The organism is Nocardia sp. CDC519 (genome assembly GCF_059509835.1).
On record NZ_CM183377.1, the window covers coordinates 956777 to 982459 of the forward strand.

22 protein-coding genes and 1 tRNA gene are annotated in these 25683 nt (G+C 68.6%); 16 read left to right on the forward strand and 7 right to left on the reverse strand.

Translation table 11 applies throughout. From position 1 onward, the window contains the following. Positions 1 to 45 precede the first annotated feature (45 nt). The 8 genes from AC5W7N_RS04210 (at position 46) to AC5W7N_RS04245 (ending at position 9117) form a co-directional block, all read left to right on the forward strand. Positions 46 to 1725 carry an ABC transporter family substrate-binding protein gene (locus AC5W7N_RS04210; protein WP_495923313.1) on the forward strand — a complete coding sequence of 560 codons (1680 nt, stop codon included), beginning with the start codon at positions 46 to 48 and terminating at the stop codon, positions 1723 to 1725. Then, positions 1722 to 2390 carry a hypothetical protein gene (locus AC5W7N_RS04215; RefSeq protein ID WP_309138995.1) on the forward strand — a complete coding sequence of 223 codons (669 nt, stop codon included), beginning with the start codon at positions 1722 to 1724 and terminating at the stop codon, positions 2388 to 2390. The genes AC5W7N_RS04210 and AC5W7N_RS04215 overlap by 4 nt, the downstream gene beginning before the upstream one ends. 111 nt (positions 2391 to 2501) lie before the next feature. Next, positions 2502 to 3251 carry a FadR/GntR family transcriptional regulator gene (locus AC5W7N_RS04220; RefSeq protein WP_163813563.1) on the forward strand — a complete coding sequence of 250 codons (750 nt, stop codon included), beginning with the start codon at positions 2502 to 2504 and terminating at the stop codon, positions 3249 to 3251. Further along, the gene (locus tag AC5W7N_RS04225) at positions 3248 to 3964 is read left to right on the forward strand and encodes a sterol desaturase family protein (RefSeq protein ID WP_228821481.1); all 717 of its coding nucleotides are present in this window, start codon (positions 3248 to 3250) and stop codon (positions 3962 to 3964) included. Before AC5W7N_RS04220 ends, AC5W7N_RS04225 begins: the two co-directional genes overlap by 4 nt. Positions 3965 to 4130: 166 nt before the next feature. Beyond that, the gene (locus tag AC5W7N_RS04230) at positions 4131 to 5549 is read left to right on the forward strand and encodes an MFS transporter (protein WP_495923314.1); all 1419 of its coding nucleotides are present in this window, start codon (positions 4131 to 4133) and stop codon (positions 5547 to 5549) included. A 72-nt stretch (positions 5550 to 5621) separates the two neighbouring features. Continuing rightward, positions 5622 to 5825 (forward strand): heavy-metal-associated domain-containing protein, encoded by a 204-nt coding sequence (locus AC5W7N_RS04235; RefSeq protein ID WP_163813565.1) that lies wholly within the window; start codon positions 5622 to 5624, stop codon positions 5823 to 5825. A 54-nt stretch (positions 5826 to 5879) separates the two neighbouring features. Next, complete coding sequence (locus AC5W7N_RS04240) at positions 5880 to 6794, forward strand: DUF8832 domain-containing protein (RefSeq protein WP_495923315.1); 915 nt, start codon at positions 5880 to 5882, stop codon at positions 6792 to 6794. Positions 6795 to 6864: 70 nt separating this feature from the next. Beyond that, a complete protein-coding gene (locus tag AC5W7N_RS04245) occupies positions 6865 to 9117 on the forward strand; it encodes a heavy metal translocating P-type ATPase (protein WP_495923316.1) in 2253 nt (750 codons plus the stop codon). A gap of 67 nt (positions 9118 to 9184) precedes the next feature. Here the strand turns inward: AC5W7N_RS04245 and AC5W7N_RS04250 are convergent. From AC5W7N_RS04250 to AC5W7N_RS04260, 3 genes are all read right to left on the reverse strand, one after another. Continuing rightward, positions 9185 to 9257 (reverse strand) — tRNA-Gly (locus tag AC5W7N_RS04250). A 104-nt stretch (positions 9258 to 9361) separates the two neighbouring features. Next, positions 9362 to 10144 carry a lysophospholipid acyltransferase family protein gene (locus AC5W7N_RS04255; protein WP_195020396.1) on the reverse strand — a complete coding sequence of 261 codons (783 nt, stop codon included), beginning with the start codon at positions 10142 to 10144 and terminating at the stop codon, positions 9362 to 9364. Between the two features lie 23 nt (positions 10145 to 10167). Continuing rightward, the gene (locus AC5W7N_RS04260; RefSeq protein ID WP_163813569.1) at positions 10168 to 10929 is read right to left on the reverse strand and encodes a lysophospholipid acyltransferase family protein; all 762 of its coding nucleotides are present in this window, start codon (positions 10927 to 10929) and stop codon (positions 10168 to 10170) included. 98 nt (positions 10930 to 11027) lie between these two features. On the opposite strand from AC5W7N_RS04260, the gene AC5W7N_RS04265 reads away from it, so the two are divergent. Beyond that, on the forward strand, positions 11028 to 12077 hold the full coding sequence (locus AC5W7N_RS04265; protein WP_495923317.1) for a hypothetical protein: 1050 nt from the start codon (positions 11028 to 11030) through the stop codon (positions 12075 to 12077). A 61-nt stretch (positions 12078 to 12138) separates the two neighbouring features. Continuing rightward, positions 12139 to 13677 (forward strand): Rieske 2Fe-2S domain-containing protein, encoded by a 1539-nt coding sequence (locus tag AC5W7N_RS04270; protein WP_163816636.1) that lies wholly within the window; start codon positions 12139 to 12141, stop codon positions 13675 to 13677. Between the two features lie 96 nt (positions 13678 to 13773). Here the strand turns inward: AC5W7N_RS04270 and AC5W7N_RS04275 are convergent, their stop codons facing one another. From AC5W7N_RS04275 to serS, 4 genes are all read right to left on the reverse strand, one after another. Next, a complete protein-coding gene (locus AC5W7N_RS04275; protein WP_163816638.1) occupies positions 13774 to 14745 on the reverse strand; it encodes a DMT family transporter in 972 nt (323 codons plus the stop codon). 68 nt (positions 14746 to 14813) lie between these two features. Beyond that, complete coding sequence (locus AC5W7N_RS04280; RefSeq protein WP_495923318.1) at positions 14814 to 16214, reverse strand: MFS transporter; 1401 nt, start codon at positions 16212 to 16214, stop codon at positions 14814 to 14816. A 104-nt stretch (positions 16215 to 16318) separates the two neighbouring features. Then, positions 16319 to 18070, reverse strand: a complete 1752-nt coding sequence (locus tag AC5W7N_RS04285; RefSeq protein ID WP_256673514.1) for a putative bifunctional diguanylate cyclase/phosphodiesterase — start codon at positions 18068 to 18070, stop codon at positions 16319 to 16321. Between the two features lie 176 nt (positions 18071 to 18246). Further along, entirely contained in the window at positions 18247 to 19509 is a 1263-nt protein-coding gene (gene serS, locus AC5W7N_RS04290) for a serine--tRNA ligase (RefSeq protein WP_495923319.1), read from the reverse strand. A gap of 136 nt (positions 19510 to 19645) precedes the next feature. Here serS and AC5W7N_RS04295 point away from each other — a divergent pair, with 136 nt between their 5' ends. The 6 genes from AC5W7N_RS04295 to AC5W7N_RS04320 all read left to right on the forward strand — a co-directional run bounded on the left by AC5W7N_RS04295 (position 19646) and on the right by AC5W7N_RS04320 (position 25658). Then, positions 19646 to 21352 carry an aldehyde dehydrogenase family protein gene (locus AC5W7N_RS04295; protein ID WP_495923320.1) on the forward strand — a complete coding sequence of 569 codons (1707 nt, stop codon included), beginning with the start codon at positions 19646 to 19648 and terminating at the stop codon, positions 21350 to 21352. A 162-nt stretch (positions 21353 to 21514) separates the two neighbouring features. Continuing rightward, the gene (locus AC5W7N_RS04300; protein ID WP_495923321.1) at positions 21515 to 22747 is read left to right on the forward strand and encodes a septum formation family protein; all 1233 of its coding nucleotides are present in this window, start codon (positions 21515 to 21517) and stop codon (positions 22745 to 22747) included. Positions 22748 to 22764: 17 nt separating this feature from the next. Then, entirely contained in the window at positions 22765 to 23115 is a 351-nt protein-coding gene (locus AC5W7N_RS04305; RefSeq protein ID WP_194990876.1) for a metallopeptidase family protein, read from the forward strand. 172 nt (positions 23116 to 23287) lie between these two features. Next, positions 23288 to 23620 carry a PE family protein gene (locus AC5W7N_RS04310; protein WP_163816651.1) on the forward strand — a complete coding sequence of 111 codons (333 nt, stop codon included), beginning with the start codon at positions 23288 to 23290 and terminating at the stop codon, positions 23618 to 23620. Between the two features lie 47 nt (positions 23621 to 23667). Next, positions 23668 to 24831 (forward strand): PPE domain-containing protein, encoded by a 1164-nt coding sequence (locus AC5W7N_RS04315; RefSeq protein ID WP_495923322.1) that lies wholly within the window; start codon positions 23668 to 23670, stop codon positions 24829 to 24831. Further along, positions 24828 to 25658, forward strand: coding sequence for an ESX secretion-associated protein EspG (locus AC5W7N_RS04320; protein ID WP_194990878.1), 831 nt, complete (start codon positions 24828 to 24830; stop codon positions 25656 to 25658). Before AC5W7N_RS04315 ends, AC5W7N_RS04320 begins: the two co-directional genes overlap by 4 nt. Positions 25659 to 25683 lie beyond the last annotated feature (25 nt).

Consider the following 25683-nt stretch of genomic DNA (forward strand, 5'->3'; position numbering starts at 1 on the left):
GCGCGTTCGCTCCGGTCACGCACGATCGAGCAGGAAGGTCAGATCATGAGGAATCGGTTGCTGCGCAGACGAGTCGCGGTTCCACTGCTCGCGTTCAGCCTCATCGCGGCTGGTTGTGCGTCGAACGACAGCGATGCGCCGGAAGGCGCAGTCGCCGAGGTGGGCGCCACCAACGACATCAATCCGCACGATGTGAGCGAGCTCCGGCCGGGCGGGAATCTGCGACTCGCGGTCTCGTCGTACCCGGCGAACTGGAACACGCTGTCCAATGACGGCAACGAGTACGACATCGGCGCGATCGAGCGGCCGATGATGCCGCGGGCCTACAAGATCGATGCCGCGGGCGAACTGTCGATCAATACCGATTACTTCACCGATATCCAGCTCACCAATACCAATCCGCAGACGGTGGTCTACACCATCAACCCGAAGGCCGTCTGGTCCGATGGCACCCCGATCACCTGGGAAGACATCGCTTCCCAGGCCAACGCGCTCAGCGGAAGGGACAAAAGCTTCCTGATCGCGAGCACGATGGGCTTCGACCGGGTGGAGAAGGTAGAGCGGGGCGTAGACGACCGACAGGCGATCATCACCTTCAACAAGCACTTCGCCGATTGGCGCGGACAATTCGCCGGCAATCAGTTCCTTTACCCGAAATCGGTCACCGCGACTCCCGAGGCGTTCAACCACAGCCTCGTCGACGAGATCAAAGTGACCGCGGGGCCGTTCATGGTGCAGTCCACCGACCGGGGGCAGGGTCGTATCGTGCTCGGCCGCAACCCGAACTGGTGGGGTGACAAGCCGGTCCTGGACACCATCACCTTCTCGGTGCTCGACAGCTCGGCCTACGTTCCTGCCCTGGCGAACAATGAACTCGACGCCGTCGGCCTCGCCACCCGCGACGACATGGAAACGGCCCGCAATACCGAGGGTGTGGCGATCCGCCGCGCACCGGGCAACAGTTGGTCGCATCTGACCTTCAATGGTGCACCGGGTTCCATCCTCGAAGACCCGAAACTGCGCGTCGCGATCGCCAAGGGCATCGACCGCCAGGGCATTGCTACTGCTGTACAGAACGGGCTGGTGCAGGACCCCAAACCGTTGAACAACCACATCTACTTGCAGGGGCAGGTCGGCTACCAGGACAACAGCCTGCCGTTCGATCCGGAAGCCGCCGCGCGCGAACTCGACGAACTCGGGTGGAAGCTCAATGGCGACGTCCGGGAAAAGGACGGCCGCAAGCTCGAGATCCGCAATGTCATGTACAACGACGACACCTGGGTGCAGATCGCACAGATCATGCAGCAGAATCTCGCCCAGATCGGCGTCAAGATGAATATCGAAACCAAACCGGGCCGTGGATTCTTCACCGACGTCATCCAGCCCGGTAATTTCGATGTCGGACTGTGGGTGTGGGTCGGTGACCCGTTCCCGCTCAGCAGCCTGAACCAGATCTACAGCTACAAGCCGGAAGACTTGCAGGGCAACTATGGCCGCATCGGCTCGCCCGAACTGAACGCATTGATCGAGCAGACGATTTCGGAGCTCGACCCGAAGAAGGCGATCGAGCTGGCGAACCAGGTCGACCAGCAGGTCTGGCAGGAAGGGCATTCGCTTCCGCTGTTCCAGTCGGCAGGAAACGTCGGGGTACGCGCCGATCTCGCCAATTTCGGCGCCGCGGGCCTCGCCTCTCTGGACTACACGAAAATCGGCTTCCTGAAGTGATTCCCGGATCAGGCCGGACCGAACACCCCCTGGCCTATCCGCTCACCGTCACGTTCGGCGCCCTCGCGGTCATCACCGCGTGGGCGCCGTTCGCCGATGTGGACCAGCTCAGTGCGCTGGCGGCGGTGGCGGTGGGGATCGTTGGGTATTCGGGGGTTCGCGTCGCGCGGGCGCTGGGGTGGCTCGGGAGCGGGGTGGGTGCGGACGAGACGCTTGCGGTGAAGCGGGTCCGTCAGCAGCATCGGCTGGTCAGCCGGTCGTGGCTGGAGTTCACGCACGGGCGCCGGACGTGCTGGCTGCCGGTGTATTTCGATCCGGCACTGATCACGTTGGTCGAGGCGACGGCCGAACTCGGGGAACGGTCGGTCCGGTTGGGTGAGGTTCGGCTCTTCCCGTCCGGCCGGGTACGCGACACCGAACCGCCGGGCCGCCTGATCGACAATCCATCGCGCCCTGACCCGGACGGCGTCACCCAGGCGCGAGCGGCGGCATCGCCCCTGCGGCGGCTGCTGCTGGACGCGCAATCGGTGGTCGCAGCTCCCTTCGCCGGCCTGTTCTGGATCTACATCGACGGCGGCGGCATCCCCGCCTTCACGGCCGCCACCTGCGTCGCCGCCGTCACCGCCACCTGGCTCTCGGCGATCCGCGGCTCCGACCCGAGCTGACGATCCCCAGGTCATCGCGGCGAGTTCCGCCGGGCGTTCGCGGACTCCTGCGTGGCAAGCAAATTGGTCTGGCCACTTGACCTCCTGACCTTTCTGGCGCAGAGTGGGCTCATGGCGTTGCAACCGGTGGTGAAGCGGTCGGTGTCGGCGGATGTGTTCGAGCAGATCGCCGACGATGTGCTGAGTGGGGAGTTGGCGCCGGGGACGGCGTTGCCCAGCGAGCGGCAGTTGGCAGAGGCGTTGGGGGTGTCACGGCCCGCGGTGCGGGAGGCGTTGCAGCGGTTGTCGGCGGCGGGGCTGGTGGCGGTGCGGCAGGGGGATGCGACGACGGTGCTGGATTATCGGCGCGGGGCCGGGCTCGAGGTGTTGCCTCGGCTGCTGGTGCGGGCGGGCGCGCTGGATCCGGCGGTTGCCCGCAGCATTCTGGAGGCGCGGCTGCACAACGGGCCGAAGGTCGCCGAGCTCGCGGCCGCCAGGATCGCCGAGGAAGATGCCACGGAACTGGCGAAAACCCTGACAGGCCTGGTGGATTCCATTTCCGAGTCGGAATCGGATCCGATCGCGCAGCAGCGGATCGCGCTGGAGTTCTGGGATCACCTCGTCGACGCCGCCGATTCGATCGTGTTCCGGCTGATGAACAACATGCTGCGGGCCGCGTATGAGCCCGCGCTCGCGGCGCTTGCCCCGATCATGTCCGCTGAGGTGGGCAATGTGGCGGGGTATCGAGAACTGGCCGACGCCGTCGTGGCGGGCAGGCCGCAGCAGGCCGCCGAACGAGCGCGAGCATTGCTCGAGCCGGCGACCACTGCTCTGATCAGCGTCCTCGACGGACATCGAGCACTACCACGGGAATCATCATGACCACAGCTCAACCCCCAGAACCGGCATCGATCGAGGCCACCGCGCGCGCCAAGGTGCGCCGCGATGAACGCGCGCTGCGGCGCGGGCTCACCCTCGGCGCGGCGGCCCGTGAGTTCGTCCGGCATCCCTCGCCCTGGTTGATCGGCCTCACCCTGCTCGCGGCGCTGACCGGCCGGATCATCGCCGGCGACTGGCAGCCGACCGACGCGCTGGTGCCTGCGGTCATGCTCGCGGTTTTCCCGATCTTCGAATGGGTCGTGCATGTGACCGTGTTGCATTGGCGCCCACGCACACTCGGCCCGATCCCGATCGACAGCGAGCTGGCCCGCAAACACCGTGAGCACCATGTGGATCCGCGCGATATCCCGCTGATCTTCATCCCGACGAAAACGCTGACCGTGCTGGTGGTGGTGCTGGTCGCGATTGCCCTGCTGGCCTTCCCGCGCCTCGGCCTCGGGCTGACGTTCCTGCTCACCATCACCGCGCTCGGCCTCGGCTACGAGTGGACCCACTACCTCATCCACACCGACTACAAGCCGAAACACTCGCTTTACCGGGCCATCTGGCGCAATCACCGGCACCACCACTACAAGAACGAGCATTACTGGTTCACCGTCACCACCTCGGGCACCGCCGACCGGCTGTTCGGTACCGCGCCCGACCCGTCGCGAACCCCGACCTCCCCGACCGCGCGTCACCTGCACGCGACCTGAGTCACCGCAGGTAGCGGACCGGTTCCGGCTACCGAACAGCCACCGCCGCGCCGGCACCTCTCGAAGGTGCCGGCGCTTTTTCGTGTTCCGATCTTGACGGATGGATACCTTAGGGGGGTATGGTACTGCGCAGTCGATACGGCTTCCGGAAGGGAAGGGACTTCTCATGACTACGCAGACCAGATCCACCACGAAACGGTGGTGGGCGCTGGCGGTGATCGCCGCCGCGCAGTTCATGGTCATCATGGACACCTCGATCATCGGGATCGCGCTGCCGAAGATGCAGGCCGAGCTCGGGTTCTCCCAGGAAAATCTCACCTGGGTGTTCAACGCCTACGTGATCGCCTTCGGCGGTTTGCTACTGCTCGGCGGCAGGCTCTCGGATCTGCTCGGCGCGCGCCGGGTATTCGCCGCGGGCTGGGTGGTGCTGCTGGCCGGATCGGTGGTCGCCGGTGCCGCGGGCAACGTGGCGACCGAACTGGCGGGCCGGGCCATCCAGGGCGGCGGCGCGGCGCTCATCGCGCCCTCGGCCTTGACCCTGCTGATGATGCTGTTCGGCTCGTCGCCGCAGGAACTCACCAAGGCGCTGGCCGTCTACGGCGCGGCGGCGCCGGCAGGTGGCACGGCCGGCGTGTTCCTGGGTGGCGTGATCACCGAATACATCAGTTGGCCTTGGGTTTTCTACATCAACGTGCCGATCGCGATCCTGGCCCTGATCGCCGTTCCGCTGCTCATGCCCGCCGCCCCGGCACGTTCGGGATCGGTGGATGTGCTCGGCGCGGTCACCGTCACCGCGGGTCTGGCCGCGGCGGTCTACGCGATCGTGCAGGCGCCGGAGGTCGGCTGGGCCTCGGGGCAGACCTGGGGTGTGCTGGCCGTGGCGGCCGCGCTGCTGGCGGGCTTCGTCTACCTCCAGTCGCGCAGCAGTGAACCGCTGATGCGGCTCGGCATCTTCCGCGCACCGAATCTGGCCGCCGCGAATATCGCGCAGTTGCTGCTCGGCGCGGCCTGGGTGCCGATGTGGTTCTTCCTGAACCTCTACCTGCAGCAGGTGCTCGGCTACAGCGCGTTCCCCTCGGGCGCGGCGCTGCTGCCGATGACGACGCTGATCATGCTCGGCATGATCGTCATCGCACCGCGGGCGATGCAGCGCTTCGGCGCCAAGCCGATGATCGTGACCGGCCTGCTGATCCTCGGCATCGGCCTGGCGATCATGTCGCTGGTGCGCCCCACCGGCAACTTCTGGGTCGACGTGCTGCCGGCCTCGCTGGTGGCCGCGGGTGGCATGTCGCTGGCCTTCATACCCTCGTTGGGTACCGCCATCTCCGCCGCGCGCCCCGAGGAGGGCGGGCTGGCCTCGGGCATCGTGAACGTCAGCTACCAGGTGGGTTCGGCGATCGGCCTGGCCGCGATGACCGCCGTGGCCGCCGCATTCGGCGCCGACCAGCTCGGCGATTTGCCGGAACTGACCAACGGCTTCTCCGCGGCCTTCCTCGGTGCCGCCGTGATCGCCCTGGCAGGCGCGGGTATCGCCGCCGTCACCATGCACTCGCCGGCGCAGCAGGAGGTGGCCAGAGCGGATTGACAAGTTACCCTAGGGGGGTATGGTAATAACCACGTTCGACGGACAGTCCGTCACCGAGAAGGAGAGCACTCGATGAGCACCACCACCGCGACCGTCACCGGGATGACCTGCGGCTGCTGCGTCAACAAGGTCCGCGACAAGGTCGGCGCCCTGCCCGGCGTCACCGACGTCGCCGTCGACCTGGACAGCGGCACGGTCACCGTCGACGGCGCACCCGTCGAACGGACGGCGCTGGCGGAGGCCGTCGCCGCGGCCGGCTTCCAACTGGCCGACTGAAATCCATCCACAGCAATCCACCGCATCGACTCAACAGAAAGACGGAGCCTCCCGATGAACACAACCACCAAGTTCGCCGGATTCGCCCTCGGCCTCGCGGCGGTCTTCGGGATCGCTCTCGGTGTCGGCGCCGCGGTCGGTCCGGAACCCTCCGAACCGGCCGGGCACGATGCCCACGCGACCGGATCCGCGGAGCTTCCGGGTGGGCTGGTCGCCACCGAAGCCGGCTACACACTGGCCCTGGACAACGCGACGACCACCACCACCGCCGACGCCCAGCTGCGGTTCCGCATCCTGGACGCGACGGGCGCACCGGTCACCCGCTACGTCCGCTCACACGACAAGGACCTGCACCTGATCGTGGTCCGCCGCGATATGGCCGCCTTCCAGCACGTGCACCCGGTTCTCGACGCGAACGGCACCTGGAGTGTTGCGCTGAACCTCTCCCGGGCCGGCGATTACCGGGTCTACGCCGACTTCACGCCCGAAGGTGGCGAAGCCCTGACCCTCGGCGCCGACCTGCGGGTCGCGGGCCAGTACGACGTGCAGCCGCTGCCCGCCCCGGCGACCAGCACCACGGTCGGCGACTACACCGTCACGCTGGACGGCGCGATCACGCCGGGCCGGGCCTCGAAGGTCACGCTGTCGGTGAGCCGCAACGGGCAGCCGGTCACCGACCTGCAGCCCTACCTCGGTGCGTATGGTCACCTGGTCGCCCTGCGCGCCGCCGACCTCGCCTACCTGCATGTCCACCCCGAAGGTGAGCCCGGCGACGGTGTCACCGCGGCCGGCCCCGGCATCACCTTCTTCGTGACGGCCCCGACCACCGGCGATTACCGGCTGTTCCTGGATTTCCAGCACGAGGGCGTGGTGCGGACCGCCGAGTTCACCGCGACCGCGGGCCCGGCCTCGACGACCGCCGCGCCGGACGCGGGCCACGGCGCCGAACAGCCCGGCCACGGACACTGACCCGACCCCCGACCCCACCGACCTCGCACCGAGCGACAATTTACTGAGCACCAGAGAAACGGAGCGACCCATGACCACCGCGACACAACCACCCGCCACCGGGCAGGTCGAATTGGTGATCGGTGGCATGACCTGCGCGTCCTGCGCCAACCGCATCGAGAAGAAGCTGAACAAACTCGACGGCGTCACCGCGACGGTGAACTACGCGACCGAGAAGGCGCGCGTCGACTTCACCGGCGACATCTCCCCCGACGATCTGATCGCCACCGTCGAGCAAGCCGGCTACACCGCCGCCCTGCCCGCGCCGAAGGTGGAAGCGGCCGCCGCCGAACCGGTGGAGGAGGATCCGACCGCCTCGCTGCGGACCCGGCTGCTGGTCTCGCTGGTGCTGACCGTCCCGGTGATCGCCATGGCGATGATCCCGGCCCTGCAGTTCACCAACTGGCAGTGGCTGTCGCTGACGCTGGCCGCTCCGGTCGTGGTGTGGGGCGCGCTGCCGTTCCACAAGGCGGCGTGGACCAACCTGCGGCACGCCACCGCCACCATGGACACGCTGGTATCCATCGGCACGCTGGCCGCGTTCGGCTGGTCGATCTACGCGCTGTTCTGGGGCACCGCCGGTACGCCGGGGATGACCCACCCGTTCGAGTTCACCATCTCGCGGATGGACGGTTCCGGCAGCATCTACCTCGAGGCCGCGGCCGGCGTGACCACGTTCATCCTGGCCGGACGCTTCTTCGAGGCCAGGTCGAAGCGACGGGCCGGTGCTGCCCTGCGGGCACTGCTCGAGCTCGGCGCCAAAGAGGTTTCGGTGCTGCGCGACGGCGTCGAGCAGCGGATTCCAGTGGAGGAGTTGACCGTCGGCGACCGGTTCGTGGTGCGCCCCGGCGAGAAGATCGCCACCGACGGCGTGATCGTCGAGGGGTCCTCGGCGGTGGACGCGTCCATGCTGACCGGCGAATCGGTGCCGGTCGAAGTGGGCACCGACGATGCCGTGGTCGGCGCGACCGTCAACGTCGGCGGGCGGATCGTGGTGCGCGCCACCCGCATCGGCTCCGACACCCAGCTCGCCCAGATGGCCAAGCTGGTCGAGGACGCGCAGACCGGTAAGGCGCAGGCCCAGCGGCTGGCGGACAAGATCTCCGGCATCTTCGTGCCGATCGTCATCGCCCTGTCGGTGGCCACCCTCGGCTTCTGGCTCGGCACCGGCGGCGCGATCGCGGCGGCGTTCACCGCGGCGGTGGCCGTGCTGATCATCGCCTGCCCGTGCGCCCTCGGCCTGGCCACGCCGACCGCGCTGATGGTCGGCACCGGGCGCGGCGCCCAGCTCGGCATCCTGATCAAGGGACCGGAGGTGCTCGAATCCACCCGTCGCGTGGACACCGTGGTGCTGGACAAGACCGGCACCGTCACCACCGGCAAGATGACCCTGCTCGAAGTCATCGCGGCCGACGGTGCGGCTACCGACGAGGTGCTGGCCCTGGCCGGTGCGCTGGAGGATTCTTCCGAACACCCCATCGCCCAGGCCATCGCCAAGGGCGCACGGGACAAGGTCGGCGAACTGAAGCCGGTCGAGGGTTTCGCGAATATCGAGGGCCTCGGCGTTCAGGGTGTGGTGGACGGTCACGCGGTGATCGTCGGCCGGGCCCGGCTGCTCGCCGACTGGTCCCAGCAGCTCGACGCCGAACTCGAACGCGCCATGGCGGCCGCCGAGGCCGAGGGCAAGACCGCGGTCGCGATCGGCTGGGACGGTAAGGCGCGCGGGGTGCTCGTGGTGGCGGATGCGGTGAAGCCGACCTCCGCGCAGGCGATCACCCAGCTGCGTGCGCTCGGCCTGACCCCGATCATGTTGACCGGCGACAATGCCGCCGCCGCCCGCGCGATCGGCGATCAGGTGGGCATCGACGAGGTGATCGCGGAGGTGCTGCCGCAGGACAAGGTCGAGACCGTCAAGCGGTTGCAGGCCGAGGGCAAGGTGGTCGCCATGGTCGGCGACGGCGTCAACGATGCGGCCGCGCTGGCCCAGGCCGATCTCGGTCTGGCGATGGGCACCGGCACCGATGTCGCCATCGAGGCCAGTGATCTGACGCTGGTGCGCGGTGATCTGCGTGCGGCGGCGGACGCCATCCGGCTGTCGCGGCGGACGCTGGCCACCATCAAGGGCAACCTGTTCTGGGCCTTCGCCTACAACGTGGCCGCGATTCCGCTGGCCATGGCGGGCCTGCTGAACCCGATGCTCGCGGGCGCGGCGATGGCGTTCTCCTCGGTGTTCGTGGTGAGCAACAGCCTGCGGTTGCGCAATTTCCGGTCCACCGCGCGGTAACGGCATAGAGCAACGGGCGGGACGGCTGATCGGCCGTCCCGCCCGTTGTTTCGTGGTCTGTGAAGAGAGCGGATGACGGGATTCGAACCCGCGACCCTCACCTTGGCAAGGTGATGCGCTACCAGCTGCGCTACATCCGCATATCGCCGCGTCGGCGGTGATCCGCCATCGTGCGACGCCAAACTTTAGCCGGAAGCGGCGCCGGGTGCCAAACCGGCTCGTCACCAGCTGTTGCTTCGCTGTCCTACTCGGGTTCAGGGGCCGGGTCGGCTGCCGGGCGTCGCGTCGCCGCGCGCTCGGCCCGGCGGGCGGCCAGCTCGGCGCGCTCCAGTTCCGCCGCGCGCTCCAGCGTCGGTGCACCGCCACCGAGCCGGGCGGGCACCCATAGCGCACCGGCCGGTGCCGGGTACCCGTCCTGCGCGGCGGCGAGCTGGACGCCGAGTTCGGTACGCAACCGCGCGGTCAGTTCATCGGGTGTGCCCATCGGCGGGATCGGGGGCCCGATCCGGATATTGATCGGGAAGTTATTGCGACCCAATCGTTTCGGGATATCTTTGGTCCAGATGCGCTGGGCGCCCCAGATGGCCAGCGGAATGATCGGCACATCCGCCTCGATGGCCATCCTGGCCGCCCCGGATTTGAATTCCTTCAACTCGAAGCTGCGGCTGATGGTGGCCTCGGGATAGACGACCACCAGTTCACCCGCGCGCAGCGCATCGACAGCGCGGGCGAAGGATTCGGCACCGGCCGACCGGTCGACGCCGATCGCCTTGCAATGCTTCATCAGAAAGCCGACGATCCCGTGTTCGAGTTCGGCTTTCATCATGTACCGCACATTGCGACCCGAATTACGGCCGACCAGACCGACTTCCATGAAATCGAGGTAAGCGGTGTGATTCACCGCGACCACACCGCCACCGCTGCGCGGAAACAGCTCCTGACCGCGAATATCGATCCGCAATCCCTGCGCCCAGAGCACTGTGCGCACCAAACCGGTGAGGATGTCGTAGATCGGTTCACGAGCCATCCGGCAAACCCCCTGTGGTCGACCTACTGCTGAGCGGCGTTCTTGCGCGCGGCCCGCGCGGCGGCCTTCTCCGCGGCCTCGGCGGCGTCCATCGCGTCGGCCTCCTCCAGCGTCGGCGCGCTGCCACCGAGCCGTGCCGGCACCCAGTACGCGCCGGGTTCGTGCTCGTAGTCGCGCTGCACCTCGAGCAGCATGCGCTGCATGGTGGAACGCAGCTGCGCGGTGAGTTCGGCAGCGGGTTCATAGGGCTGGATGGGTTCGCCGACGGCGATGGAGATCGGAGTGTTGGTGCGGCCGAGCCGCTTCGGGAAACCCTTGGTCCACACCCGCTGCGCACCCCAGATGACGATCGGAATGATCGGCACATCGGCCTCGATGGCCATGCGGGCGGCGCCGGATTTGAATTCCTTGATCTCGAAGCTGCGGCTGATCGTCGCCTCCGGGTACACCCCGACCAGCTCACCGCGCCGCAGATAGTCGACGGCGGCCTTGTAGGAATCGGCGCCGGCGGACCGATCGACCGGAATATGCTTGAGCGCCCGCATGATCGGGCCGGAGATCTTGTTGTCGAAGACCTCTTTCTTGGCCATGAACCGGATATAGCGCTTGGGCGTGCGCACCGGAAGTCCGGCATAGGTGAAGTCCATGTATCCGGTGTGGTTCACCGCCAAGACGGCACCACCGGACGCAGGGATGTGTTCATCGCCGGTGACGGTGAACTTCAGACCTTCAACGAAGAAGACGGTTCGGGCCAGGCCGATGATCGTCCGGTAGACGGGTTCCACAATTCCGCTAGCGTAGTCGCTGCCCGGCCGATCCGGCAGTGCGGCGGTATTGCGCGCCGTAGGCAAGGGTGATCGACCCCAGTCACGCACGAGGAAAGGTGATCTCCGAAGTGGACCGCGCCGAGCCCGAATCGCAGGACATCCGCAACGTCGCGCAGAATGCGAGCGCCGTACGGCGGGCGAGCGATCCGGGTGGTGCCGAGCGTTCCGGCGGACCGGTCGGCGCCCATCCGATGACCGGCGGGCACCGCGGCGCGACGCCGCCGCAGCACCCGGACCAGCGGCGGAGCAGGTCCCGCCGGGCGTCGTTCGGTGCCGCGGCCATTGCCGGCGCGGCACTGCTGGCCGGATGCGATTCGGCATCGGGCATACCCGGCGACGATCCATCCGGCAGCAATTCCATCACCGCGACGACCCCACCCGCGGCGATCCCGGACCGGACCCCGCCGGCGACCACCCCCGCCGCACCCCCGATCCCGGCCGACGCACCCCCGGTCGGTGCGGTCCCCGGGGTGCCAGAAGCGGCGCCCGCGGTGCAGCGCTGGGCCGTCGACCTGGAGAGCAAGACGATCGCCCAGCTCCAGACCACCTGCTGGACGCTGCCGCCGCTCACCGTCGCCGATATGTACGCCGATCCACAGCCCGTGCTGGCCGCGCTGGCCCGGCCAGGAACCGTCACCGATGACGTCATCACCTGGCGCAGCAGCGCGGGCACCACCGTCACCGTTGACCGGGCGGCCGTCGCCTCCGGCTACGCCTGCCCCAGGGTCTTCCCCGCGGGCGCCGAACCCGGCTACGACGATGCCGACGCCCGCCACACGGTGCGCCGCTACCTGGCCCGGCTCATCGGCAAGCCACTCGACCCGTCCGACCAGGAGGGCACCCACCCGCTGATCTGCACGGCGAACCCGGCGAACTGGGATCCGCAGGGCACGGGCAGTCCGCTCCCGGCGCCGCTGGCCAACAATCCGGGGCGGCTCACCGGCACCACCGCCTTCGCCGATCAGCAGATCAGCTCACAGGCGCTGCGTGCCGGATATGTCGCGGTTCAGGTTCCGGTGACGAACTCCTCGGGTGTGACCCAGACCCGGACGTTCACCTTGCGTGAGGGATCCGACGGCTACTGCATCGGGGACGTCTCGCCGTAGCGACTACCCTGGACGACCGGCTGACAGTTCGGAAACACCGCGGTTCAGGAGGAACAAGCTCGTGCAGATCACCAGCGTCGGACATGCGGGTTTCCATATCCAGACGACGGCCGGGTCGATTCTCTGCGATCCCTGGGTGAACCCCGCCTACTTCGGGTCCTGGTTCCCGTTCCCGGACAACTCCCGGCTCGACTGGGACACCCTGGGCAATTGCGATTTCCTCTACGTCTCGCATCTGCACCGCGATCATTTCGATGCGAAGAACCTGGCCGAGCACGTCAACAAGGACGCCACCGTCCTGCTGCCGGACTACCCGGTGCCGGATCTGCGCCGTGAGCTGGAGAAGCTGGGCTTCCACAAGTTCTTCGAGACCGAGGATTCGGTCAAGCACACGGTGACCGGGCCCGGTGGCGAGCTCGACATCATGATCATCGCCTTGCGTGCGCCCGCCGATGGGCCCATCGGCGACTCGGGGCTGGTCGTCTCCGACGGCGAGACCACCTGTTTCAACATGAACGACGCTCGTCCGGTGGATATGGACGTGCTGCACGAGGCGTTCGGGCACGTCGACATCCATCTGCTGCAGTACTCGGGCGCGATCTGGTACCCGATGGTCTACGACATCCCGAACCGGACCAAGTCGAATTTCGGCAAACAGAAGCGTCAGCGCGGGATGGACCGGGCCCGCAGCTACATCGAACAGGTCGGCGCCACCTGGGTGGTGCCCTCGGCCGGGCCGCCGGTCTTCCTCGACGACGAACTGCGCTACCTCAACGACGACCGCGGCGACGAGGGCAACATCTTCCCGGATCAGATGGTGTTTCTCGAGCAGATGCGGATCCACGGCAACGCCGGCGGCGTGCTGATGATCCCCGGATCCGTCGCCGATGTGCGCGGCGCCGAGCTCGAGCTCACCCATCCGTTCGACCCGGCCGAGATCTACGACGACAAGGCCGCCTACATCGAGCGGATGGCCGAGCGGATGGCGCCGGTGCTCGCGGCCGAGAAGGCGACGTGGGCCACCGGCGAGGGCCCGCTGCTGGAACCGCTGAAGGCGCTGTTCGAGCCGATCATGGCGCAGAGCGATCTGATCTGCGACGGCATCGGCTACCCCGTCGGCCTGGTGATCGGCGAGGAAACCGTGGTGCTCGACTTCCCGAAGCGCCTGGTGCGCGGTCCGATCGAGGGTGAGGGCAAGTACCGCTACGGCTTCCGGATCGCCCCGGAGCTGGTACGCACCGTGCTGCGCGACAACGAACCGGACTGGGTGAACACCATCTTCCTGTCCACGCGCTTCCAGGCCTGGCGCATCGGCGGCTACAACGAGTTCCTCTACACCTTCTTCAAATGCCTCACCGACGAGCGCATCGCCTACGCCGACGGCTGGTTCGCCGAGGCCCACGACGACTCCGCCTCCACCGAACTCGACGGCTGGGAAGTCCAACGCCGCTGCCCGCACCTCAAGGCGGACCTGTCCAAGTTCGGCGTGGTCGAAGGCAACACCCTCACCTGCAATCTGCACGGCTGGCAGTGGGACCTGGAATCGGGTCGCTGCAAGACCTCGAAGGGGCATGAGCTGCGCTCCCGCAAGCTCGTCTGAGTTCGCCGAGCCCGACGCCCGCACGGAAACGCCGGGCTCGGCGCGTGGATGCTGTGCCGTACGACTACGTCCCGCCAGTCGTACCTCGCCGTATCTTCAGCTGTGCTGTTCGGACGACGAACCCGGCCGGCCTGTCGCCACGACCACCGCGATCAAGGTGAGAGCGCAGCCGATCAGGGCGGTGATCGATAGCCCCGCCCCGGTGGGGATCATGACGTCGAGGGCCACCGAGGCGAGGAGTTGGCCCGCGACCGAGGTGAGGCCGAGGAGTAGGACGCCGATCCAGCGCACGACCAGGACGGCGAGGGCGATGAAGACCACGCCGATGACGCCGCCGAGGTAAAGCCATGGGTCGGTGGGGAATTCGCTTGGCAGGCCTGCACCTGCGACGACCACGGCTTCGACGGCCAGCAAGCCGAGTAGGCCGACAGCGAAGTTGATGCCGGTGGCCGGGAACGGGCCGCCGACCGCGCCGACACGTCCGTTCACCGCCTGCTGCCAGGCCAGGCCGATACCCGCGAGGGCGGGAACGAGGATGAGCACCGCCGGCGGGACCTCGGCGATGGCGGTGGGCGCCGACAGCGCCCCGCTGACCTCCGAGCTACCGACCCCGGCCAGGGCCACCGCGAAAACCCCGAGCGCGGCGGCACCGATGCGGCGCAGTGTCACCGGGGTGTGCCCGTTCGGCGCCAGCCCCAGCCGATCCACCACCAGGCTGCTCAGCAGCTGCCCGGCCACCACGGCCACGGTGAACGCGGTGACACCGAGCGCGGTGATGGTGAGCCCCTGACTGGCCACGAACGCCGCACCGCACAACCCGCCGAGCAACTGCCAGCGCCGCAGCTGCCCCGCCGCCACCGCCCGGCGCACCTTGCCGAGGCCGTCACGCAACGTCCGCGAGCACGCGAAAGCCACGGCCAGCACCAGCAATCCGGTGCCGAAACTGACCACCGCGGCGGCGATTCCATCGTGCAGCCGCTCCCCCAGCGCGCCATTGATCCTGGCCTGCACCGCGACCCCGGCCCCGATGGACATCCCGAGTCCGAGTCCGAGCCGTCGCTGCACCACCGCGCCACCCTATCCCCGTGACGCAGCGCTGCCGTGCAGCCGCCACCGGCTCTCCCGATCGCCGGGCATCATCGGCCGTGGTCCATCGAATCGCTCGACGGCCGGGGTAGGCGCGGCAGCCAGGCCGGTGTCACCGCGGCGATCATGAGCACACCGATGCCGAGCAACGCGACGGTCGCCGACATCGACAACCACACCGTCGCCAGCGCGACGAAACCGAAGGCCGCGAGCGAGACCACCTCCGACAGCAGTCCGGACACCGAGGTCACCGTCGCGCGGGCCGGACCTTCGATGGCGTCCTGCAGGCGGGCCGCCGCGACCACGCTCGTGTTGTAGATGACGCCATAGGACACCCCGAGCGCCACGAAGCCCGACCCCGCGAGCACGTACAACGCCGCAGGCCAGCGCGCCGCCAGGCCGACGACGACGGCACCGGCGATGAACAGCGCGCCCGCGGCGGCAATGGCGATTCCCATCGTGCGGGCCCGCATGGTCTCGGTGCGCCCCGCCGTCACCGAACCGATCAGCGAGCCGACCACGGTGATCGCCACCAGTACCGGGACCACGGCCGTCGCGACGCCGGCCTCCCCGGCCACCAAGGCGAAATACTCGTCGAAGGCGGTGATGCCGTAGAGCAGCGCGCCGAGCACCACACCGTTGCGGACGGTCGTGATCCGCGTCGCCTCGGCGAGCCCGGAGCGCAACATCGTCAGGTACCGCGTGATCGGGCCGTCGGATGATGTCGGGCGCGGGGATGGACCCGGCGCCTCCGGTGGTGTCGGTCCGGCAGCCGCGCTCGGCAACGCGGTGGGTTCCGGCGCGACAGCGGTCCGGTCGGCGGCTGCCCCCGCCGCGCGGGCGGTCGATGCGCCGGTCGGATCCTCTTCGACCTCATCCACGTCGGCGGTCGACACCGCTTTGGGCGCACCGGGCAGGCTCAGCGCGACGACGGTGTGCGCGGCCGCCATCGCCACGCTCACCCAGCCGATCAGCGGATAACCGCCGATCAGGTACAGCGGGGTCGCGGCAAGGATGGCGATCAGCACCGCGATTTCGGTGCCCGCCCTGGTGTAGCCGAGGATCCGCGGGAACGCCGAGGGTTCACCGCGCAGGCTGAGTTCGTCGTAGAGCAGCGCCTCGAACGTCCCCGACCGCAGCGCGCCCGATGCGCCCCACACCACGAATCCGGCGGCGAAGCCGAAGTAGCTCGGCAGCAGCGTCCACAGCGTGAAGCCGAGGGTGAGCAGTAGCCCGCTCAGCACCAGAAGTCCGCGCCGGGACACCGTGTCGGCCCACGCGCCCGAAGGCACTTCCAGCAGGAACGCCGTCGCGGACCAGAGCGCGAACAGCGAGGAGATCTGCCCGGCGTTCAGGCCGTGGTCGGCGAACAGCAGGGCATAGACGGCATAGAGCGGAAAGAAATCACCGAGACCGGTGAACAGCACCGCCCGTACGGTGAGCGCACGCATGCCGATCGGTTCGGCAGGCCTGCCAGGGCCGAATCAACAGCCGTAGACGAGTAAACGCATGTGCCAAGCATCGCCGCAGCCGACGATGCCGGTCAAGGGAAATTTCAGCCGAGCGGAACCCAGCCGTTGCGATCGGCGTCGGCACCGGGACCGATCCGGCCCTGGTTCTGGTTCAGATCGCTGATGAGTTCGGCGACCGGATGCGAATCGCTGTAGTGGTACCCCTGTGCCAGCGCGAAACCCAGCTCGGTGAGCACGGCCGCCTGATACTCGGTTTCCACACCCTCCGCGATGACCTGCAGGTCCAGCGATTTGCTCAGCGCCGCGATCACGCCGAGCAGCGGCGGGGCGGGCGAATCGGAGCGGATCGCGGCCACGAACGACTGGTCGACCTTGATGATGTCGCTCGGCAGGGTGGCCAGCCTGCTCAGCGAGGAGTAGCCGGTGCCGAAATCGTCGATGGCGATGCGGACGCCACGGTCGCGCAGGGTGTGCAGGTTCGCGATGGCGGTCTGCGATTCGGCGGCCAGCTCACTTTCGGTCACCTCGAGCACCAGCTGATCGGCGGGCCAGCCGGTGCTCTCCAGGATCCCGGTGACCCGGTCGGCGTAGCCGGATTCGGCCAGCTCCAGCCCGCTGACATTGACGTTGAGGGTGAGATCGAGCTGGGCGAAGGTCTCCTGCAGCCGCGCGGCGTCGGCGCAGGCCCGGCGCAGCACCAGCTCGTCCAGGTCGGAGATGAGGTCGTATTCCTCGGCCACCCGGATCAGGCCCTCGGTGGTGACGTCCGGCTGCGCGCTCGACGACCAGCGCAGCAGCGCCTCCACCCCGACGGCCTTGCCGCCGCCCTCACTGAGGCTGACGATCGGCTGGTAGTGCACGTCCAGCGCCCCGCGGTCGATGGCCTCGCGCAGCTCCACCGCCAGCGGCAGCTGCCGCGACGATTCCAGCACGGTCCGGTTGCGGCCCGCCTGCTTGGCCCGGTACAGACCGACATCGGCGCGGCTGACCAGCAGCGACCCGGATTCGCCCGGCTGCCAGGACGTCACACCGGCCGAGCAGCCGGTGGTGACGGCGGCGCGCAACTGTTCGGTCAGCAGGATCGCGGCCTGTTCGGTGGTGCCGGGCAGCAGCAGTGCGAAGACGTCGCCGCCGTAGCGGGCCAGCCGCTGTTCCGGGGCGAGCAGCTTGGACCAGGTATCGGCGACCCGTTGCAGCACGGCGTCACCGGCACGGTGCCCGAGGTGATCGTTGACCTTCTGGAACCGGTCGAGATCGACCAGCACCAGCGCGAGCCCCTCCTCGGAGCGGGTGGCGTTCTCGATGGCGGTGTTCAGCGCCCGGTCGAAACCGCGCCGATTCAGCAGCCCGGTGAGTACGTCGATATCGGCCTCGGACGCCATCCGGGTGAGGATCCCGACGACGACGCCGACCCCGAAGGTCACCCCGGCCGGGATCAGCCCCGACCACCACGGCAGACCCTCACGGGTGGGCAGCACCCACAGACACAACGCCATGGCCAGCGCGATATGCGCCATGGCCAGCGGCCAGACGAAGAACAACGCGGCATCGCAGGCGACGAACACATAGAACGAGGCCAGCGTGATCGCACCGACCGTGTTCGGGAAGGCGTAGACGGCGATGGTGACCAGGATCGTCGCGATGGCGACGTAGCCGTGATGGATGCTGTGCGGCAGCCGCGGACCCCAGCCGAGCAGGCTGATGCCGAGCAGCAACGCCACCGCGGCGGCACTGCCGACCAGCGGCCGGTTGCCCTCATCGCCGGGCGCGACGGCGGTGATCACCAGCCCGAGCGCGCCACCCATCACGTAGAAGGCCCCGGTGGTCCTGGACATGACCATGGCCGTCGCCAACGCAGACGCGGCCCGCACCCGGGTTCGGGTATCGCCGCGAGACCCGATTCCTCGCACGAACGACAGCCTAGACAACACCGAACCCCCCGGTTGCCACATCACCCGAATCGGACATCGCACCCATCCTCGCCCAGGCGTATCGGGCCGTACACGGCGCGCTACTTCGGCGCCGTCAACACATCGGTGCCGACGAACGGCACCAGCGCCTGCGGCACCCGCACCGACCCATCGGCCTGCTGGTGGTTCTCCAGCAGCGCCACGATCCACCGGGTGGTGGCCAGGGTGCCGTTCAGGGTGGCGGCGATCTGCGGTTTGCCGTTCTCGTCGCGGTAGCGCACCGAGAGCCTGCGGGCCTGGAACGTGGTGCAGTTCGAGGTGGAGGTGAGCTCGCGGTAGGTCTGCTGGCTCGGCACCCATGCCTCGCAATCGAACTTGCGCGCGGCCGAGCTGCCCAGATCGCCCGCGGCGACATCGATGATGCGGTAGGGCACCTCGATGGCGGCCAGCATCTCGCGTTCCCAGGCCAGCAGCCGCTGATGCTCGGCGTCGGCGTCCTCGGGCTTGCAGTAGACGAACATCTCGACCTTGTCGAACTGGTGCACCCGGATGATGCCACGGGTGTCCTTGCCGTAGCTGCCCGCTTCCCGGCGGAAGCACGACGACCAGCCCGCGTACCGCTTGGCGCCGCCGCTCAGATCGAGGATCTCGTCGGAGTGGTAGCCGGCCAGCGGCACTTCCGAGGTGCCGACCAGGTACAGGTCGTCGTCGGCCAGGTGATACACCTCGGCCGAATGCTGACCGAGGAAACCGGTGCCTGCCATGATCTCCGGGCGCACCAGCACCGGTGGGATCACCATCGTGAAACCGTTGGCGACCGCGCGCTGGGCGGCCAGCTGGAGCAGGCCCAGTTGCAGCAGCGCGCCGTAACCGGTGAGGAAGTAGAACCGGGCGCCGGAAACCTTCGCGCCGCGTTCCATATCGATCAGGCCGAGCGATTCACCCAGCTCCAGATGGTCCTTCGGGGTGAAGTCGAATTCGGGCGGGGTGCCGATGGTGTCGAGCAGGACGTAATCGTCCTCGCCGCCCGCGGGCGCGCCCTCCTGCACCACATTCGAGATGGCACGATGCGCGGCGTCCAGATCGGCGTCGGCGGCGTGCTGGGCCGCCTCGGCCTCCTTGACCTTGGCCGACATCTCGGATGCCTCGGCCAGCAGCGCCGGGCGCTCCTCCTTGCTCGCCTTGCCGATCTTCTTGCCCATCGCCTTGTGCTCGGCGCGCAGATTGTCGGCGGTGGCGACCGCGGCCCGGCGCGCCGCATCGGCCTCTAGCAGCGCGTCCACCAGCGCGGGATCCTCACCGCGCGCCCGCTGCGAGGCACGGACAACGTCGGGATGTTCGCGCAGGAATCGGAGGTCGATCATGGCTGACCAGCCTAGTTGGCGGGGCGTGTGCTGGGTAATCGGATATCGGTTGGTGGCGGCGGGCAGCGCGGCACCGGGCGGGGGGCGGATCCGTATTCGTCCGGCCGAAACCGGCGCGCAGGCGCATAGTTGTGCTGTGGCCACCACTTTCGACGACACCGCAATCGACAACGCGCTGGCCGAGCTGGCCGCGGGCGAGAAGGTGTGGGCGGGTACTCCGCTGCGCCGCCGCCGCGAACTCCTCGAACAGATCCACACCAGGACCGCGCGCTTCGCCGCCGACTGGGTCCGCGCCGCCTGCACCATCAAGCAGCTCGACCCGCAGTCCCCGCTGGTCGGCGAGGAGTGGATGTCCGGCCCGCTGACTCTGCTGCAAGCCACCACCGCCCTCGCGGAAACACTGGGCGCACTCGAGGCCGGCCGCAGCCCGCTCGACGGCATCGACCTGCGCCCGGCCCCTGGTGGCCGGCTCGCGGTGCCCGTCCTGCCGTCCGGCACCTACGACAAGCTGCTGCTCAGCGGGTTCTCCGGGGAAGTGTGGCTGCGCCCCGGTGTCGACGCCGCGACCGCGCGCCGCAAGGCCGGGCTCGCGCAGCGGGAACCGGCCGCGACCGGCGGGGTCGGGGTGGTGCTCGGCGCGGGCAACATCATGTCGATCGCGCCGCTGGACACCCTGTACGAGCTGTACGCGAACAACCGGGTCGTCGCGCTGAAATTGAACCCGATCACCGATCCGCTGTTCACGGTGTTCGAGATGATCTTCGCCCCGCTCATCGAACTCGGCGTGCTGCGCATTCTCACCGGCGGCGCCGAAGCGGGCGGGTACCTGGTGCGGCATCCAGGGGTCGCACACGTGCACATGACCGGCAGCGCCATCACCCACGACGCGATCGTGTGGGGCACCGGACCGGACTCGATCGAACGCCGCCACGATCGTCGTCCACTGCTGGACAAGCCGATCACCAGCGAACTCGGCGGTGTCTCGCCGACCGTCGTGGTGCCGGGGGAATGGTCCGAGGCCGATCTGCGCTATCAGGCCGCGCATGTGGCCACCCAGCGACTGCACAACGGCGGCTACAACTGTGTCGCCGCGCAGACGGTGGTGCTGAGCGCGGACTGGCCGCAGAAGCAGCAGTTTCTCGGCGCACTGCGCGAGGCGATGACGCAGGCACCGCAGCGTCCGGCCTACTACCCGGGCAGCGACACACGGGTCGCGGACGCACTGGCCGCCTACCCGGACGCCCGGCGGCTCGGTCCCGGCTCCGGGCGAGTGCTGGTGGAACAACTGCCCACCGCCGATACCGCACTGCTGCGCACCGAATACTTCGCGCCCGTGCTCGGCGTGGTCGAGCTACCCGGAGCGGGCGGTGAGTTCCTGCAACGGGCGGTGGACTTCGCCAACGACGAGCTCACCGGCACGCTCGGGGCGAATCTCATCGCGCATCCGGTGACGATCAAACGGCTCGGCCTCGCGTTCGAGCGGGCGGTCGAGCGGCTGCGCTACGGCACCGTCGCGATCAACGCCTGGACCGGACTGGCCTTCCTCACCCCGCGCGCCTCCTGGGGCGCCTACCCCGGCCACACCCTCGACGACGTGCAGAGCGGCATCGGCATCGTGCACAACGCGCTGCTGCTCGACGACGTGGAACGAACCGTCGTGCGCGGCCCGTTCCGCCCGGCGCCACGCTCGGTGCTGCACCGGGAATGGGCGCTCTCCCCCAAGCCGCCCTGGTTCGTCGACAATGCCACCGCGACCTCGACCGGACGCAAGCTCACCGAGTTCTACGCGGGCAAGAATCCGGCGCGGCTGCCGGGATTGTTCGCGTCCGCCCTGCGGGGGTGAGCCGCGGGGGCCTGCGGGCGGAGGCCTGCGTGGTTACGCAAGCTTCCGCCTCCGGCCCCTGACGCGGACGTGCTGTATCCACTCGGCACGCCCGCGGGGCCTGCGTGGTTACGCAAGCTTCCGCCTCCGGCCCCTGACGCGGACGTGCCATGATGGATCGCGATGACCTCCGATGACGCGCACACGCCCCCGCCGGTGCCCGAGTCCGCTCGGGACGGTGATCCGTCGCGGCCCGCCGTCGGCCGCCCCGACCGCGGCTCCGCCGGCCGGAGCCCGCGCGGCGCGGCGTTCGGCCGGTCGAAACCGCGGCAGGGGCGCGGGTCGACGGCGGCGGCTCCGGCGCCCGATGCCGACGCCGACTCGGGAGGCAAGCTGCGGCTGTCGGCGCCGAAATTGCGCTGGGGGCTGCTCGCGGTCGCCGTCGGCGCGGTGACCGCGGCCATGGTGACGCTGTTCGTCACCGGTTTCGAGAACGATTCCGGCTTGGAAGCGCACAACCCGGCCGTGGCCGCGCCCGCTGGCGCCGAGAAGACCTTCGGCACCGCCACCCGCGGCGATTGCCTCAGCTGGACCGCGCCGGATCGCTCCGACCTGGTCGAGGTCGACTGCGCGGACAAGCATCTGTTCGAGGTCACCGCCGATATCGACCTGAGCAAGTACCCGGGCAAGGAATTCGGCCCCGGTTCGCGTTTCCCCGATTCGCTGCGATTCACCGAACTCAAAGAGGAGCACTGCGTCACCGCGGCGCAGCAGTACCTCGGCGGGAAGTTCGACCCGCGCGGGCGTTTCGTCGTCGGCCTGATGTATCCGAGCCCCGAAGGCTGGGCCAAGACCGGAGATCGCAAGCTGCGCTGCGGACTTCAGGCCGCGGGCCTGACCGGTGCGGCCTCGGCGCCGCTGCCGACCACCGGCAGCGTGCTCGACAACGACCAGTCCAAGGTGTTCGCCCCTGGCGTGTGCCTCGGCATCAACCAGAACCTGCCCACCGATCCGGTCGATTGCACCCAGCCGCACGCGGTGGAGATCGTGGCGACCGTCGATCTCGGCGGCCGCTTCCAGGGTCCGCCGCCGCCGAAGGAAGAGCAGGACAAGTTCGTCGAAGGCGAATGCGCGCGGCTGTCCACCGAATACCTCGGCGGCCCGGACGTCCTGCGCAACAAGACGTTGACGCTGTTCTTCGACTACATCGACGCGCGCAGCTGGCTCGCCGGCAGCCGCAAACTCGACTGCATGGTCGGTAAGGGCGCCGACCGTGAAGGATTCGCGCCCATCACCGGATCGGCGAAGGGCGAGATCCTGATCAACGGCCAGGCCCCGGTGCCGCCGCCGAGCGACGGCCGCTACACCCCGCCGCCGCTGCCGGGCGCCGCACCGCTGCCGCCGCAGCCGCGCTAGGCAGGGCGACGACGTACATGCCGGTCTCGATGTCCGAGGACCGCTTCGAGGAGCTGGTCGCCGACGCGCTCGATCTCATTCCGCCCGAACTCGCCCGGGCCATCGACAATGTCGTAGTGCTGATCGAGGCACGCAATCCGGAGGATCCACATCTGCTCGGGCTCTATCACGGAATCGCGTTGACCGAACGCGACAGTCATTACGGCGGCGCACTCCCGGACACCGTCACCATCTATCGAGACGCCCTGCTGGAGATATGCGCCGACGAAGAAGAGGTGGTCGAGGAGGTGGCGATCACCGTGATCCATGAGATAGCACACTATTTCGGGATTGACGAAGAACGGCTCCATCAGCTGGGATGGGGCTAGTCTTAGCCCGAGCTGTATGCGAACCTGTGGATGGGGGTTCGCGTCTGGCCGGCAAGACCGGAAGGAAACTCTGGATTCGATGGAACCGATCGTGGTGACGTCGCGTCCAATGTACTCGTAGGGGGAATTCTCGTGGTTCCGCCGAACAGCTACCACTAGAAGGAGTCGAGACATGATTGGCAACGTGCACGTCACACCCGAACTCATCCTCGCCGCAGCTGTCGAACTGGATCTGCTCGCCGACCGTCTGGCCGGGGTGGCCGCGGTGACCGGACCGGCAACGCATGTCCTCCCCTCGGGCGCCGACGAGGTGTCGCTGTTGGCCGCGAACCACTTCAATCACGCGGCCATCACCCATGATCGGGCCGTCGCGCAGGGGATTCTCGAACTGCATCACGCCGCCGCGATCCTGCGCACTCAGCTCGCGCAGTACATGGCCGAAGACGCCATGTCCGCCGGAATCGTCACGCTGACCGGCGCACCGTTCAACTCGATCGTCGCCTAGCCGACCGCCGATCCGGCTCCGAGCTTCACACAAGGGGAGAAACAAGCATGACCGCAGGAATCACCGGGGTGTTCTGGCTGCCCCGCATGGCCGAATTCAACTCCGTCACGCTGAACGCGGGCGCGCACGCCGTTCCGATCTCGGCCGCCGCCACCGCATGGGGGACGCTGACGGGCGCCTGGGTCGACGCCACCGCCACCGTCACTCGGGTGATGGCCGAACTGGGCCTCGGCCTGCAGAGCGTCAACGGCATCGGCGCACTGGCCCGGCTCGGCGGGTTCACCGCATGGGCGGGCCAGCAGGGCGTGATGGCCGCGACGATGGGAAGCAAGGCCGCCGCCAACGCCACCGCCTACACCGTCGCCTCGCTGGCGATGCCGAGCCTGCCGGAGATCGTCGCGGTCAATACCGCGGTCGTCGCCTCTGCCAACCCGGCCGGTGCGCTCTCGGGCGCGTTCGAGGCGGCCGAAGTCGCCAAGCACGCCATGGACATTCGCGCCGCGCTGGTGATGGAGACCTACGAGGCCGCCACCACCGCCACCGTGATCACGCCCGGTGAGTTCATCAACCCGCCGCCGATCGCCAACGGCGCCGGCTCCGCCGAAGCCGCCTCCAACGCCGATCAGGCCTTCCAGAGCGGCAATGGCGACCCGGTGCAGACCGCGCTCGCCGCCGCGGGCGCGGTGGTGAACAACCCGGCCATCAGCAGCGCGGTCACCCAGGCCGCGAACGTGGCCGGTTCGGTCGCCACCAGCGGTGTGAGCACCGTCGGCAATCTCGGCGCCAACGCGATCGCCGCCGCCACCAGCTCGGGCGCGCCAGGGGTGGCGTCGATGGCTCCGGTCGGCATGGCCGCCGGTGGCGCCGCGGCCGCGGCCGGTGCCTCCACCCGCGCCGCCGGGATGGGCGCGTCGGTCGGCGCGGGCAGCGCGTTCAAGGTGCCCGAGGGCTGGGGCGCACCGCCGGTCAGCGGTGGTGCGGGTGCGGCCGCTCCGGTCACCGAGGTCGCCGTGGCGCGCACCGAGGGCGCGCCGATCCGTCCCGCCTCCACCGGGCCCGCCAGCCCGCTGCTCGGTCGCGGTGCGGCCAACAGCGAGGACGACGAGTCCGAGCACAACGGCGCGGATTACCTGCGGGCGGATCACTTCTCCGACGGCCGCCTCGCCGCCGACGGCGTCATCGGTGCCGATCCCGCCGGGACGGCCAAGTGACGGTACTCGGTGCCGGTCGCGGTCCGGCGACGCTCGGCGCGGTCACGCTCTCGCTCGACGAAATGCAGTTCCTGCTGGAACATTTGCAGATCGACGAGGTCCCGGTCGTGTTGAACGCGATCGGGCGCTACGACAACGAGACCGCGCACGATGCGGCGATGGCCGCGGCCGCCCAGTCGCTCGCCGATCGGGATCTGCTCGACGGCGAAGTGGTTCAACCGGATCTCGCCGACCGGCTGCGCGCGCTCAACCGCCCGCACTGGGCCATCGCGTTGCGGCTGGTCGTCTCCGGTCAGGTGAGCCGGATGTGTCTGGCCAAGGGCGACGATCTGGTGACGGTCGCCCTGCGCGGACCCGAGTCGTATGTGATCGACGAGGCCGACGAAGATCTACCCGGTCCGGTGCTCGCCGCGCTCGGGCCCGCCGAGGCGCTCGAACTCACCGGAATGAACGCCCCGACAGAGCAATTGGAGCCGATCTTCAACGACCTCGGCGACGCGACGGCCACCGCCAACCGCCTCGGCAAGGTCGGCAATCCACCACGGGACGCGCAGACCCTCGCCTCGGCCCTGGTGCATCTGGATTCGCATGCCGAGATCGTCGGCGTCGTCTACGGCGACGGCACCCGCGAGATCGCCGACAACCATATCGCCGTATTCAACACGCGCGCGGGCCGTTTCATCGCGACGGCGAGCGTCTCCGATGACGGCGTGAAGTGGACCTCGTTCAGCAGCGGCACCAACGCCCGACTGCGGATAGCGCTGCAAGATCTGATCAACTCGCTGCCGGAACGCGAAGAGTTCCCGGACAGTCCAGCGGTGGTGTGATCCGACCACGGTCCTGAATCATCGA

Excerpts from the sequence above, each read along its gene's own strand:
- AC5W7N_RS04210 (WP_495923313.1), top strand. The coding sequence starts at position 46 with ATGAGGAATCGGTTGCTGCGCAGACGAGTCGCGGTTCCACTGCTCGCG.
- AC5W7N_RS04220 (WP_163813563.1), top strand. The coding sequence starts at position 2,502 with ATGGCGTTGCAACCGGTGGTGAAGCGGTCGGTGTCGGCGGATGTGTTC.
- AC5W7N_RS04225 (WP_228821481.1), top strand. The coding sequence starts at position 3,248 with ATGACCACAGCTCAACCCCCAGAACCGGCATCGATCGAGGCCACCGCG.
- AC5W7N_RS04230 (WP_495923314.1), top strand. The coding sequence starts at position 4,131 with ATGACTACGCAGACCAGATCCACCACGAAACGGTGGTGGGCGCTGGCG.
- AC5W7N_RS04235 (WP_163813565.1), top strand. The coding sequence starts at position 5,622 with ATGAGCACCACCACCGCGACCGTCACCGGGATGACCTGCGGCTGCTGC.
- AC5W7N_RS04240 (WP_495923315.1), top strand. The coding sequence starts at position 5,880 with ATGAACACAACCACCAAGTTCGCCGGATTCGCCCTCGGCCTCGCGGCG.
- AC5W7N_RS04245 (WP_495923316.1), top strand. The coding sequence starts at position 6,865 with ATGACCACCGCGACACAACCACCCGCCACCGGGCAGGTCGAATTGGTG.
- AC5W7N_RS04255 (WP_195020396.1), bottom strand. The coding sequence starts at position 10,144 with ATGGCTCGTGAACCGATCTACGACATCCTCACCGGTTTGGTGCGCACA.
- AC5W7N_RS04280 (WP_495923318.1), bottom strand. The coding sequence starts at position 16,214 with ATGCGTGCGCTCACCGTACGGGCGGTGCTGTTCACCGGTCTCGGTGAT.
- AC5W7N_RS04285 (WP_256673514.1), bottom strand. The coding sequence starts at position 18,070 with ATGTCCAGGACCACCGGGGCCTTCTACGTGATGGGTGGCGCGCTCGGG.
- serS (WP_495923319.1), bottom strand. The coding sequence starts at position 19,509 with ATGATCGACCTCCGATTCCTGCGCGAACATCCCGACGTTGTCCGTGCC.
- AC5W7N_RS04300 (WP_495923321.1), top strand. The coding sequence starts at position 21,515 with ATGACCTCCGATGACGCGCACACGCCCCCGCCGGTGCCCGAGTCCGCT.
- AC5W7N_RS04305 (WP_194990876.1), top strand. The coding sequence starts at position 22,765 with ATGCCGGTCTCGATGTCCGAGGACCGCTTCGAGGAGCTGGTCGCCGAC.
- AC5W7N_RS04310 (WP_163816651.1), top strand. The coding sequence starts at position 23,288 with ATGATTGGCAACGTGCACGTCACACCCGAACTCATCCTCGCCGCAGCT.
- AC5W7N_RS04315 (WP_495923322.1), top strand. The coding sequence starts at position 23,668 with ATGACCGCAGGAATCACCGGGGTGTTCTGGCTGCCCCGCATGGCCGAA.